Source organism: Micromonospora chalcea (assembly GCF_028768405.1).
GTDB lineage: Bacteria > Actinomycetota > Actinomycetes > Mycobacteriales > Micromonosporaceae > Micromonospora > Micromonospora chalcea.
In genome coordinates this window covers 5,657,820-5,670,507 of sequence record NZ_CP118233.1, presented here as the reverse complement: position 1 = coordinate 5,670,507, position 12,688 = coordinate 5,657,820, and the positions used below count along the sequence as shown (strand labels likewise).

The window sequence follows — 12,688 nt, the reverse complement described above, 5'->3', positions numbered from 1 at the left end:
AGTCGGACAGCGCTGTCCTTCGTCCTCGCGTAAGGAGCGCAACCGTGACCGACCAGCACGACCACGACGGCCCCGACGCCGCTCTCCGGGCCGACATCCGCCGCCTCGGCACGCTGCTCGGGCAGACCCTCGCCCGGCAGGAGGGCCGCCCGCTGCTCGACCTGGTCGAGGAGATCCGCGCCCAGGTCCGCTCCGACGCGCCGGCCGCCGCCCAGCGCCTCGCCGGGCTCGACGTCACCACCGGCACGAAGCTCGCCCGTGCCTTCTCCACCTACTTCCACCTGGCGAACATCACCGAGCAGGTGCACCGCGCCCGGGACCTGCGCCGCCGCCGCGCCACCGACGGAGGCTGGCTGGACCAGGCCGCCAAGATGATCGCCGAGCGGGGCGTACCGGCCGAGGAGATCGCCGCCGCGGCCCGCCGGCTGGCCGTACGCCCGGTCTTCACCGCGCACCCGACCGAGGCGGCCCGCCGGTCCATCCTGTCCAAGCTGCGCGCGGTCGCCGACGAGCTGGACACCGAGACCGCGAACGCGATCCTGTACGGCGCCAGCGACGAGGGCCCGGCGAACCGCCGCCTGGCCGAACTGCTCGACCTGATGTGGCAGACCGACGAGCTGCGGCTGGACCGGCCGGACCCGACCGACGAGGCGCGCAACGCGATCTACTACCTGCGCGACCTGTACGCCGAGGCCGCGCCGCAGGTCCTCGACGACCTCGCCGACACGCTGCGCACGCTCGGCGTGGAGACGTCACCGACGTCCCGCCCGCTGAGCTTCGGCACCTGGATCGGCGGCGACCGCGACGGCAACCCGTTCGTCACGCCGGTGGTCACCCGCGAGGTGCTGCGCATCCAGCACGAGCACGGCATCGCCGCCACCGAGAAGGCGATGGACGAGCTGATCACCGAGGTCAGCGTGTCCCGGCGGCTGCGCGCGGTGTCGCTCGACCTGTCCGCCAGCCTGGCCAAGGACCTGGACGCGCTACCCGAGGTGGCGCCCCGGTTCCGCCGGGTCAACGCGGAGGAGCCGTACCGGCTCAAGGCGCGGTGCGTGAAGGCGAAGCTCGCCAACACCCGGGAGCGGCTGCGCGCCGACACCCCGCACGTGCCGGGGCGCGACTACCGGGGCTCGGCCGAGCTGATCGCCGACCTGGAGCTGCTGCGCGCGTCGCTGGCCCGCAACTCCGGCCAGCTCACCGCCGTCGGGCGGCTCGCCTCGACCATCCGTACGGTGTCCGCGTTCGGGCTGCACCTGGCCACCATGGACATCCGGGAGCACGCGGAGAAGCACCACGAGGTGCTGGCCCAGCTCTACGAGGCCGTCGGCGAGGTGTCCGACTACCCGGCGCTGACCCGGCTGGAGCGCACCAAGCTGCTCGCCGACGAGCTGACCGGCCGCCGGCCGCTCTCCACCCAGGACAGCCCGCTCACCGAGTCGGCCCGCAAGACGTTCGACGTGTTCGCGGCCATCCGCGAGGCGCAGGACCGGTTCGGCCCCGAGGTGATCGAGTCGTACATCATCTCGATGACGCTCGGCGTGGACGACGTGCTCGCCGCCGTGGTGCTGGCCCGCGAGGCCGGCCTGGTGGACGTGCACTCCGGGCGGGCCCGCATCGGCATCGTGCCGCTGCTGGAGACCCCGGCCGAGCTGAACGCCGGCGGCGAGCTGCTGGACGAGCTGCTGTCGCTGCCCGCGTACCGGGCGCTGGTGGCGGCGCGGGGCGACGTGCAGGAGGTGATGCTCGGCTACTCGGACTCCAACAAGGAGGCGGGCATCACCACCAGCCAGTGGTCCATCCACCGGGCGCAGCGCGCGCTGCGGGACGTGGCCGCGCGGCACGGCGTACACCTGCGGTTGTTCCACGGCCGGGGCGGCACCGTCGGCCGTGGCGGCGGTCCCACGCACGACGCGATCCTGGCCCAGCCGTACGGCACGCTGGACGGCGCGATCAAGGTGACCGAGCAGGGCGAGGTCATCTCCGACAAGTACACGCTGCCGGCGCTGGCCCGGGAGAACCTGGAGCTGACTGTCGCGGCGGTGCTTCAGGCGACGCTGCTGCACACCGCGCCCCGGCAGCCGGCCGAGATGCTGGAGCGCTGGGACGCGGCCATGGACGTGGTGTCCGAGTCGGCGTTCCGGTCGTACCGGTCGCTGGTCGAGGACCCGGACCTGCCCGCGTACTTCTGGGCCTCCACGCCGACCGAGCTGCTCGGCGCGCTGAACATCGGCTCCCGGCCGGCGAAGCGCCCGAACACCGGCGCCGGCCTGTCCGGCCTGCGGGCCATCCCGTGGGTGTTCGGCTGGACGCAGACCCGGCAGATCGTGCCGGGCTGGTTCGGCGTGGGCTCCGGGCTGGCCGCCGCGCGGGCGGCCGGGCTGGCCGACGTGCTCGCCGAGATGAACCGGAACTGGCACTTCTTCCGCACGTTCCTGTCGAACGTCGAGATGATGCTGACCAAGACCGACCTGACCATCGCCCGGCGGTACGTGGAGACGCTGGTGCCGAAGAAGCTGCACCCGATCTTCGACAAGATCGAGCAGGAGTACGAGCTGACCAAGCAGGAGGTGCTGGCCGTCACCGGCTCACCGGCGCTGCTGGAGAACTCCCCCGTGCTGCAGCGCACGCTCGCCGTGCGGGACACCTACCTGGAGCCGCTGCACCACCTCCAGGTGGCGTTGCTGCGGCAGTACCGCGAATCAGGTGCGGCCGGGCGGGCGGTGGCGACCGCGCCGGGTGGGCGGCGTGCCCCGAACGACGGTACGGCGCTGGAGCGGGCGCTGCTGACCACCGTCAACGGCATCGCCGCCGGCATGCGCAACACCGGCTGAGGTGTAAGGAAGGGCCCCCTCTTAACGCCTCGTGCATAAGAGGGGGCCCTTCTTAACGCCTGCGCGCGGCGCGTCGCGAGCAGCGCCCGACGCGCGGCACCGCCGCGCCCGGCGCGGCGGTGCCGGCTAGAAGTCGCCGCCGCCGAAGTCACCGCCGAAATCTCCGCCGCCGAAGCCACCGAAGTCGCCACCGGCGTAGTCACCGCCGCCGAAGTCGCCACCGGCGTAGTCACCACCGCCGCCCATGTCTCCGCCCTGGTCGCCGAAGTCCTGGCCGTCGCCGAAGCCCTCCTGGTAGCCGGCGTCGTAGCCGTACCCGGGGTCGGCGAACGCGGGCGAGAACAGCGCGTCGGCGATCAGCAGACCGCCGACCACACCGACGCCGGCGCCGAGCGCGGTCTTCCACCACGGCGTGGAGTACCAGCCGGCCGGCACCGGCCGCCCCTGGAACCGGCCACCCGGGTAGTAGTAGGGCGTCGCGTTGCCCGGCTGCGGTCCGGCCCGGAACGTCTGCCCCTGCACGTCGACCTGACGCTCCTTGGTGAGCGCGCCCGCGCCCTGGGCGGCGGCGAGCGGCGGCAGCTCCGGGCCCGGGTCGATGCCCATCGCGGTACGCGCCGCCCGGATGTACGCCAGCCCTTCCAGCGCGGTCTCCCGGGCCAGCCCGAACTGGCGCGGCGTGCTCGCCTGCTCCAGCTGCGAACCGGCCGCGTTGTAGCGCTCACCCGCGTCGGCGAGCGCCTGGCGGACCGCCGGGGCGTCGCCGTGCAGGTTCATCAGCTGGCCGCCGAGCCGCTCGTACCACCGCTGCGCCTCGGCGCGGGCGTCGGCCAGTTCGTTCGAGCGACGCGATCTGCTCCCCCTCCGCCAGAACATGAACGCACCTCCGAGCAGCAGGATCAGGAACAGCCACAACGCGAACTCCATGACTCGAACGTACCCACCGGGCGCACGTCGTACCCGTTTGGCAAGCTCTTGGCCATGAGCTTTGCGACGCTGGCCGTGGTGGTGCTCTGCCTCGCCGCGGGCGGCGCGGTGGGCTGGCTGGCCGCGCGGGCGCGCGCGGCGGCCGACATCGCCCGCCTGGAGGCGACTCTCGCCGCGACCAAGGCGGGCGAGGGCCGGCTGGAGCAGTCCATGCGGGCGCTGAGCTACGAGGCCACGGCGCAGTCGCAGGAGGCGGTGGCCCGCGCGGTCGCGCCGCTGCACGACACGCTGCGCCGCTACGAGCAGCGGGTGGCCGAGCTGGAGCGGGACCGGGTCGACGCGTACGCCGAGCTGCGCGAGCAGGTGCGGTCCATGAGCGCGGTCTCCGGCGAGCTGCGCACCGAGACCAAGCAGCTGGTGGCCGCGCTGCGCGCGCCGCAGGTGCGGGGCCGCTGGGGCGAGCACCAGCTCCGCCGGATCGTCGAGGCCGCCGGCATGCTGGAGCACTGCGACTTCAGCGAGCAGGTCACCGCCGCGACCGACCACCAGGGGGTACGCCCCGACCTGGTGGTCCGGCTGCACGGCGGCCGGACGGTGGTGGTGGACGCGAAGGCGCCGTTCGACGCGTACCTGACCGCGATGGAGGCACGCGACGAGCGGGGGCGTGACACCCACCTGGACGCGCACGCCCGGCACCTGCGCGCGCACGTGGACGGCCTGGCCGCCAAGTCCTACTGGTCGGCGTTCGACCAGACTCCGGAGTTCGTGGTGCTGTTCGTGCCGGCCGACCCGTTCCTCGATGTGGCCCTGCAACGCGACCCGTCCCTGCTGGAGCATGCGTTCGCCCGCAACGTGGTGCTGGCCACCCCGGCGACGCTGGTGGCGCTGCTGCGCACGGTGGCCTACTCGTGGCGGCAGGAGGCGCTGGCGCGCAACGCGGCGACCGTCCACTCGCTGGCCCGCGAGCTGTACGGGCGGCTGTCCACGCTGGGCGACCACGTCGGCAAGCTGGGTAGTTCGCTGGGCGGGGCGGTGACGGCGTACAACCGGGCGGTGGGTTCGCTGGAGGCCCGGGTGCTGGTGAGCGCGCGGAAGCTGGCCGAGCTGGGCGTCTCCGACGACGAGCTGGCCGCCCCGGCGCAGGTCGAGCTGGCGCCGAGGCAGCCGCAGGCGCCCGAGCTTCGCCACCACGAATTCTGAGCCACAGCGCGGCTCGCCGAAGCGCATGCGGCAGCTGCGCCTGCCCGCCCAAGTCGAGACAGAATCGCATTCTGCCAGACTGCCGCATTGCACGATGCCCCCTTTGGCATAACGGACATTAAGGCAATTAAGCCCGGCCACTCTTAGCCGCTTGCCGATACTTCGATGTCTATGTACGGTGTCCGCAACACCCCTTCCAGAGAACGAGGTGCACATGCGGGGAATCCGTCGCGCATTGTTGGCGACATTGGGCGCGCTGGCCATTTCAATTGGCGGCCTGACTCTTCCGAACAGCGGCGCAGCATGGGCTGACGAACCAGAAGAAACCATCATCATCGTCGAGCTCGGCACGACTCAGGAAGAGATCGACGCCGCAGGGCTCGACCTCGACGTGGCCGAGGCGAAGCTGGCCATCCCGTCGCTGGCCTGCGAGGAGGGCGGTGGCGCGTTCAGGACTCTCGCACCGCCGCCGGACTGCACCAACGGCACTTCGTGCAACGTGTTCTGTGGGGTTGTGCACAACCGGAGCGGAAAGACACTCAACCTGAGCCGCGATTCGTCGAGCCACACCTCATGCTCGGTGACCGGGCCGTACGGCAACCTTCCCAGCGGAAAGAGCTCGAATTCCTACTTCGGCTGGCGCGACACCGACTGCTTCAGGTCGACCACCCATCGCATCTTCTACCGTGGATGGTTCTACGGTAAGGGAAGCTGGATCCGCATCTACAACGGCGTCTGGATCTACTAAGCGAACCAAAGCGTGAAATGAATTGGTGCGGGCGCTTGGCGCCCACACCAATTCATTTCATATCCATTAATTCTCAACCGCATTCCAATGGGCTCAGGGTGTTAAGGTGAGCAGCGCCCTGACCGCGTCAGCGCCACCGCTTAAGGGGAAATCATGACCCGACCGCCATCAGCTCGGCCACGACGGGTGGTCGCGGCGTTCATCGGCACGGCCCGTGAGAAGCTGGCTGTTCGGGGAAGGTGGGAGCTTTCGGCGGCATTCGTGGCGGCCTTGCTCTGCGCCGTCGCCGCGGCTTCCTTCCTGTCTTTCTTGACCTGGCAGACTGCGCCTGCGCTGCCGACCGACGGGGAAGCGCAAAGGATGATCGAACCGGCTCTGCCGGCAAACTCCGAGGGGCCTCATCGGCTCGAGGCGGTCTTCGCTGCGGACGCCGAGCGAGGTTGGAAAGATCTACTACTCGGGACCGACGGCTACCGTACCGGCTCGGTGAGCTGGTTGAGCACCTGGCCGGACCGGTCCGCCGCAGTCTCTGCCGTCAACAACGCCCGCGATCCGCTGCGGCGGGCGGGATGGGACGTCGGGCCCGTCCTGGACGAGACATGCTGCCCGACCTTCGTGGCGTATCGCGATGGTTGGCGGATCGAGGTGGGCTCACAGGGCGTCGTCGACGCTGATCGCGTGGGCGTTCAAGCCTCGGTAACTCGCACCGCCCCCGCGCTGGCGTCGCCCGCGGCCCTGGCCGGTGCGGCGTTGGGGGCGATTGCGGGCTGGTGGATGATCGCCGGCATCGCACATCACATACGGCGTCGGCCGGCCGCTGAAAGCCAGCCGGTCGTGGTGCTCTTCATCACCGGCAGCGTCGCGTTGCTACCGGCCGCGGCAGTGAGCGCACTGGCCCTTGGCCAGGCCCTCAGCGCGCCGGCGGAGCCGATCCCGGTCTGGCTTGGATTTGGATTCGTCTTTCTGCGGCTCGGTGCATGGATCGGCGCTGCGCTTCTCACGATTGCCGTTCTGACGTTGTGGAGACGTCCAGGGCTGGACGACGCCCGGCAGGTGACGCAGAGCCGCCCAGTCTGACAACAGATGGTTCGACGCTTCGTCGGCCTGCCGGCCGGGACTTCAGTAGCCAGGTCAGGCGGGGCGGGCGGACTCGACCACGAACGGGGTGCCCTGCTGGCAGGTGGTCATCATGCCCGGTTCGGGACGGCCGGTGACCTCGACCCGGGCGCCGGCCTTGAGCACGTCGCGGGGGCCGCCGACGAGCAGGTGGCCGTCGAGCAGCAGGCAGTTCGGCTCGACCCCGGCCTGCACGGTGCCGGTGATGACGGTGCCGCCGACGCCCGGCGGCGTCGACGGGCCGCCCTTCCAGGAGGGGTCCGGCCGGCTCGGGCCGGTGCCGGGATCGGGCTGGCTGGTCACCGGGGCGGCTCCCGTCGTACTCGGGCTGGGGCTGGGATCGGCGGACCCGTCGCCGGGTGCGGCGCAGGCGGTCAGCGCGAGGCCGGCGAGCAGTGCGACGAGCACCGTACGAGGAGTCTTCATGGTCGGTTGGACGCGGCGGACGGCCGTTGCGTTCCCGTCAGCCGCGCGCCGCGGCGGCGGCCTTCATGTCGCGCTTGAGTTCCTGCGGCAGCGAGAACGTCAGCCGCTCGTCGGCGGTGGTGATCTCCTCGACGTCGCCGAAGCCGCGCTCGGCCAGGTGCGCGAGCACCTGCTGGACCAGCTCGTCCGGGACGCTCGCGCCGGAGGTCACACCCACAGTGCTCGCCCCGGCCAGCCAGGCGTCGTCGATCTCGTGCGCGAAGTCGACCAGGTGCCCGGCGCGGGCGCCGGCGTCCAGCGCCACCTCGACCAGCCGGACCGAGTTCGAGGAGTTGCGCGAGCCGACCACGATCACCACGTCGCACTCGGGGGCGATCTCCTTGACCACGTGCTGGCGGTTGGAGGTGGCGTAGCAGATGTCGTCGCTGGGCGGCGACTGGAGCAACGGCAGGCGCTTCTTGAGCCGGGCCACGGTCTCCAGCGTCTCGTCCACCGACAGCGTGGTCTGGGACAGCCAGACCACCTTCTCCGGGTCGCGCACGGTGACCTTGTCGACGCCGTCGGGGCCGTCGACGAGCTGGATGTGGGCGGGCGCCTCACCGGCGGTGCCGATGACCTCCTCGTGCCCCTCGTGCCCGATGAGCAGGATGTCGTAGTCCTGCGCGGCGAACCGCCGGGCCTCGTGGTGCACCTTCGTGACCAGCGGGCAGGTGGCGTCGATCGCCCGCAGCGAGCGCTCCTTGGCCTGCTCGTACACCTCGGGGGCGACGCCGTGGGCGGAGAAGATGACGGTGGCGCCCTCCGGCACCTCCTCGTTCTCCTCCACGAAGATCGCGCCCTGGGCCTCCAGCGTGCGCACCACGTGCTTGTTGTGCACGATCTGCTTACGCACGTAGATCGGCGCGCCGTAGAGCTTCAGCGCCTCCTCGACGGTCTGCACCGCCCGGTCCACGCCCGCGCAGTAGCCGCGGGGGTTGGCCAGGAGCACGCGCTTGCCGGTCCGGGGAGTCGTCTCAGCGTCAGTCACCCGCCCATCGTACGTGGCGCTCTCCCGTGCGGCAGCGGCCGCGAGGCGCGCGCGGGCGCTGTCGGTCCCGGGCCGTAGGGTGGGCTGGTGAGCGCGGGAGAGGACGGGCAGAGCAAGCCGGACGGGCAGAGCAAGCCGGACGGGCGGAGCACGGCCGAGGAGCCGTGGCCGGTCCGGGTGGTCAGCCAGAAGGTCGGCGCCTGGATCGCCCGCCTCGGCTGGGTGTGGGTCGACGGCCAGGTGGCGCAGATCAGCCGCCGTCCCGGCGCGAGCACCGTCTTCCTCACGCTGCGCGACCCGTCGGCCGATCTGAGCCTCACCGTCACCACGAACCGCGACGTGCTGGACGCCGGCGCGCCGGAGCTGCGCGAGGGCGCCCGGGTGGTGCTGCACGCCAAGCCCGAGTTCTACGCCGCGCGGGGCACGCTCAGCCTGCGCGCCGACGAGATCCGCCAGGTCGGCCTCGGTGAGCTGCTGGCCCGGCTGGAAAAGCTCAAGAAGCTGCTCGCCGCCGAGGGCCTGTTCGACCGGTCCCGCAAGCGGCGGCTGCCGTTCCTGCCGGGCCGGGTCGGCCTGATCACCGGCCGCGCCTCGGCGGCCGAGCGGGACGTGCTGACGAACGCCCGCCGCCGCTGGCCCGCCGTCGACTTCCGCACGATCAACGTGGCGGTGCAGGGGCCGAGCGCGGTGCCGGACATCGTCGGCGCACTGAAGGTGCTCGACGCCGATCCGGCGGTCGACGTGATCGTCATCGCCCGGGGCGGTGGCGGCATCGAGGATCTGCTGCCCTTCTCCGACGAGACGCTGTGCCGGGCGGTCTTCGCCTGCCGCACGCCGGTGGTCAGCGCGATCGGCCACGAGACCGACGCGCCGCTGCTGGACTACGTGGCCGACGTGCGCGCCTCCACCCCGACCGACGCGGCCAAGCGCATCGTGCCGGACCTGACCGAGGAGGTCCGGTTGATCGGCCAGGCCCGGTCCCGGCTGGAACGGGCCGTTCGCCACCTGGTCGACCGGGAGCAGCACCGGATCGACCTGCTGCGCTCCCGCCCGGTGCTGGCCCGGCCGCAGGTGATGGTCGAGCAGCGGGCGGTGGACGTGTCGGCGCTGCGTGACCGCGCCGGCCGGTCCCTGGAGCACCGGCTGCGGGGGGCCACCGACGACCTGCGGCACACGCTGGCCCGGCTGCGCGCGCTGTCCCCGGCCGCGACGCTGGAGCGCGGCTACGCGATCGTGCAGCGCGCCGACGGCCACGTCGTCCGCGCGGCCTCCGAGGTCGCCAAGGGCGATCCACTGCGGGTACGCCTCGCCGAGGGCGAGCTGACCGCCACCGTCGACGGCTGAGGAAAGAGAGACGATGACCGGGACGAAGGACGAGCAGCTCAGCTACGAGCAGGCCCGCGCCGAGCTGGCCTCGGTGGTGGAGAAGCTGGAGGCCGGTGGTACCTCGCTGGAGGAGTCGCTGGCCCTCTGGGAGCGCGGCGAGCAACTCGCCGGGGTGTGCCAGCGCTGGCTGGACGGCGCGCGCGCCCGTATCGACGCCGCGCGGCAGCGCGCCGAGGACTGACGGTGGGGTCCGGCGTGATCGCCGAACCCCACCGCGGAGGTCAGTTGAACAGGTTGTACAGCTCGGCGGGCGCCTCGACGACCTGGTCGGCCGGGGGCTTCTGGGCCGCCGACGCGTTGCCGTAGTCGGTGTAGGTGATCTTCAGGTCCTGCGCGGCGTTCTGCCCGGCCGCCGGGATCTTGAGCACCATCTCGCTGAGCCGGCCCTGCGTGTCGACCTTGGCGGTGAACGGCACGGACTGGGCCTGCGCGCCGAGCGCGGTGATCACGGCCGGGTCGAGCGAGCCCGCCTCGGCGGCCTTGGACACGTCGACGGTGCCCTCGTACGTGCCCTCGCCGGTCTGCCGTACCTCGGTGATGCCCTGGGTGAGCACGGCGCTGCCGGCCGGGTCGAGCTTCTCGAAGTCGAAGCCCAGCGCCCGGTTGCCCTTGATCCGGTTCTGGTCGAGGTGGTGGTACTTGCCGGTGTTGAGGTTCTTCACGCCGGGGATCTGGGTCGCCGCCGTGCCGCCCAGCTCCAGCTTCACCCAGCTGTCCGGCTTGGCGTGGATCAGGTCCAGCTTCATCATCAGGTCTGACGACGGGTCGCCGATGGTCATCCGCATGTCGGCGCTCTGGCTCGGCTCGTGCACCTGCCCTTCGGCGGTGGAGCCCGCGCCGGTCATGGTGAACTTGAAGTTCCCTTCACGGATCGCGTTCGTGGAGTCGAGCAGGGCCTGCTTGGCCGCGCTGCTGGACGCCGTGGCGCTCGGTGCGACGCTGCCGGAGGCGCTCGGGGTCGAGGAGGCGCCGGAGGTCGTCGCGTCGCCGTTGCAGGCCGCCAGGCCGGGAATGAGCAGCGCCGCGGCGAACGCGGTGGCGCTGAAGCGTCGTATCTTCACGTCAACCTCTCCAGGTGGGTCGTCCGGGCTCGATGTCCCTTCTGTTCCCGGAAGCGGGGATCCGCAATCCCGCCTCACCCGGAGGGAGGACGTCAGCGCAGTGACGTGGCGAGCCTGCGCAGCTCCGTCTCCCCGGCGTCGCCGACCACGATCACGGTGCGGTTCGGCTCCAGCAGGACGAGCGCCTGCTCGTTGCCGCGGGCGGTGTAGCGCTGCCAGCTCAGCCCGTCGGGCAGGTCGGCCGCCCCCTGCGGCCGGCCCTCACTCAGCTCGGCCGGGAGGAGCTTCTCCGCCGGGACGTTGCTCTCCACGAGCTGCGCGCCGCGGCCCTCCGGGGTCACGTACCCGATCCGCAGCGTCGAGCCGTCGGCCTCGGTCCGGAAGCGGGCGTTCACCGTACGCCAGTCGTCGCCCAGACCGGTCGGCGCGCTGACCGGGAAGACGTTCGCGGAGCGGGCCTGTTCCAGCGCGGGCGCCGGGTCGACGGTGACCGGCGAGTCGCCGCCGAGGAAGCCGCGGTAGAAGGCGAGCAGCAGCGCGATCGGGACCAGCAGGATCAGCAGGGACAGCGCCATGTCCTTCGGCGACCGCTCGGAGCGGGCCTTCTCCTTACCGGCGGGCGGCGCGGGCGTGTCGCCCGCGGCGGCCGGTTCGCCCTGCTCCGCGACGAGTGCGGGCTGGCCCTCGGGCGGGGTCGGGCCGCCACCCGGTCGGACCGGTGGCTGGCCGTCCGGCGGGGTGGCGTCGGTCGGTGCGCGGTCGGCAGGCTGTGCGGCTTCCACCCGGCCATTGTCGCAGCCCGCCGGGAGGCGTGATCCTGGCCTCCTCCGCCCCGCCGGGACCGCGAACCTGAGATCGTGTGAGGATCAGCGACAAAACCGGCGGCGACGACCGCCGGTCCCACCCCGCAACGTCGCGAGGAGGCCGCCATGACAACCACCAGGACGCGGACGCCCCAGGATCTCGACCGCAACCTCGCCCTCGATCTGGTACGGGTGACCGAGGCCGCGGCGATGGCCGCCGGCCGCTGGGTCGGCCGGGGCGACAAGGAGGGCGGCGACGGCGCAGCGGTCGACGCCATGCGCAAGCTGATCAACTCCATCCCGATGCGCGGCGTCGTGGTGATCGGCGAGGGCGAGAAGGACAACGCGCCGATGCTGTTCAACGGCGAGGAGGTCGGCGACGGGACCGGCCCCGAGGTGGACGTGGCGGTCGACCCGATCGACGGCACCACGCTGATGAGCAAGGGCATGCCGAACGCGCTCGCCGTGCTCGCGGTGGCCGAGCGCGGCGCGATGTTCGACCCGAGCGCCGTCTTCTACATGGAGAAGCTCGCCGTCGGCCCGATGTACGCCGACGTGGTCGACATCAACGCCGGGGTGGCCGAGAACATCCACCGGATCGCGAAGGTCAAGGGCACCGACGCCGCCGAGGTGACCGTGTGCGTGCTGGACCGGTCGCGCCACGACGACCTGGTCAAGCAGATCCGGCGTACCGGGGCCGGGATCCGGTTCATCTCCGACGGCGACATCGCCGGGGCCATCGCGGCGGCCCGCGGCGAGTCGGACGTGGACGTGCTGATGGGCATCGGTGGCACCCCGGAGGGCATCACCGCCGCGTGCGCGCTGAAGTGCATGGGCGGCATGATGCAGGCCAAGCTCTGGCCGAAGGACGCCGAGGAACGCCGCAAGGCGCTGGACGCCGGGCACGACCTGGACCGGGTGCTGTTCACCGACGACCTGGTCACCGGCGACAACTGCTTCTTCGTGGCCACCGGCGTCACCTCCGGCGACCTGCTGCGCGGCGTGCGTTACCGCTCCGGTGGCGCGTACACCCAGTCGATCGTGATGCGCTCCAAGAGCGGCACGATCCGGGTGATCGACTCGTACCACCGCCTGGAGAAGCTCGCCCTCTACTCGGCCGTCGACTTCGACGGCCGCCCGCTGGCCGAGCAGGAGTGAGCCCG

The 12,688-nt window shown here is 71.8% G+C and carries 12 protein-coding genes; 7 read left to right on the top strand and 5 right to left on the bottom strand.

Going from position 1 to position 12,688, the window contains the following annotated elements:
* Nucleotides 1–44 precede the first annotated feature (44 nt).
* A complete protein-coding gene (ppc, locus tag PVK74_RS25665; protein WP_064447670.1) occupies nt 45–2,831 on the top strand; it encodes a phosphoenolpyruvate carboxylase in 2,787 nt (928 codons plus the stop codon).
* A gap of 126 nt (nt 2,832–2,957) precedes the next feature.
* Here the strand turns inward: ppc and PVK74_RS25660 are convergent, their stop codons facing one another.
* Nucleotides 2,958–3,758: a hypothetical protein gene (locus PVK74_RS25660; protein ID WP_274477410.1), complete on the bottom strand. Its 801-nt coding sequence runs from the start codon at nt 3,756–3,758 to the stop codon at nt 2,958–2,960.
* Nucleotides 3,759–3,812: 54 nt separating this feature from the next.
* On the opposite strand from PVK74_RS25660, the gene PVK74_RS25655 reads away from it, so the two are divergent.
* The 3 genes from PVK74_RS25655 (at nt 3,813) to PVK74_RS25645 (ending at nt 6,783) form a co-directional block, all read left to right on the top strand.
* A complete protein-coding gene (locus tag PVK74_RS25655; RefSeq protein WP_064447669.1) occupies nt 3,813–4,958 on the top strand; it encodes a DNA recombination protein RmuC in 1,146 nt (381 codons plus the stop codon).
* 214 nt (nt 4,959–5,172) lie between these two features.
* Entirely contained in the window at nt 5,173–5,706 is a 534-nt protein-coding gene (locus tag PVK74_RS25650; protein ID WP_064447668.1) for a hypothetical protein, read from the top strand.
* 153 nt (nt 5,707–5,859) lie between these two features.
* Nucleotides 5,860–6,783, top strand: coding sequence for a hypothetical protein (locus PVK74_RS25645; RefSeq protein WP_157539127.1), 924 nt, complete (start codon nt 5,860–5,862; stop codon nt 6,781–6,783).
* 54 nt (nt 6,784–6,837) lie between these two features.
* Here the strand turns inward: PVK74_RS25645 and PVK74_RS25640 are convergent, their stop codons facing one another.
* Together PVK74_RS25640 and PVK74_RS25635 are read right to left on the bottom strand one after the other, a co-directional pair.
* Nucleotides 6,838–7,248 (bottom strand): hypothetical protein, encoded by a 411-nt coding sequence (locus PVK74_RS25640; RefSeq protein WP_043326603.1) that lies wholly within the window; start codon nt 7,246–7,248, stop codon nt 6,838–6,840.
* Nucleotides 7,249–7,285: 37 nt separating this feature from the next.
* On the bottom strand, nt 7,286–8,275 hold the full coding sequence (locus PVK74_RS25635; RefSeq protein ID WP_064447666.1) for a 4-hydroxy-3-methylbut-2-enyl diphosphate reductase: 990 nt from the start codon (nt 8,273–8,275) through the stop codon (nt 7,286–7,288).
* Between the two features lie 87 nt (nt 8,276–8,362).
* On the opposite strand from PVK74_RS25635, the gene xseA reads away from it, so the two are divergent.
* The gene (xseA, locus tag PVK74_RS25630) at nt 8,363–9,619 is read left to right on the top strand and encodes an exodeoxyribonuclease VII large subunit (RefSeq protein WP_209960020.1); all 1,257 of its coding nucleotides are present in this window, start codon (nt 8,363–8,365) and stop codon (nt 9,617–9,619) included.
* Between the two features lie 13 nt (nt 9,620–9,632).
* Complete coding sequence (locus tag PVK74_RS25625; protein ID WP_064447665.1) at nt 9,633–9,842, top strand: exodeoxyribonuclease VII small subunit; 210 nt, start codon at nt 9,633–9,635, stop codon at nt 9,840–9,842.
* A 40-nt stretch (nt 9,843–9,882) separates the two neighbouring features.
* Here PVK74_RS25625 and PVK74_RS25620 read toward each other — a convergent pair whose 3' ends face one another.
* Nucleotides 9,883–10,722, bottom strand: coding sequence for a hypothetical protein (locus PVK74_RS25620; protein ID WP_209960018.1), 840 nt, complete (start codon nt 10,720–10,722; stop codon nt 9,883–9,885).
* A gap of 92 nt (nt 10,723–10,814) precedes the next feature.
* Complete coding sequence (locus PVK74_RS25615) at nt 10,815–11,504, bottom strand: DUF4245 domain-containing protein (protein ID WP_043326612.1); 690 nt, start codon at nt 11,502–11,504, stop codon at nt 10,815–10,817.
* 147 nt (nt 11,505–11,651) lie between these two features.
* Here PVK74_RS25615 and glpX point away from each other — a divergent pair, with 147 nt between their 5' ends.
* Entirely contained in the window at nt 11,652–12,683 is a 1,032-nt protein-coding gene (gene glpX, locus PVK74_RS25610; protein WP_043326614.1) for a class II fructose-bisphosphatase, read from the top strand.
* Nucleotides 12,684–12,688: the final 5 nt, after the last annotated feature.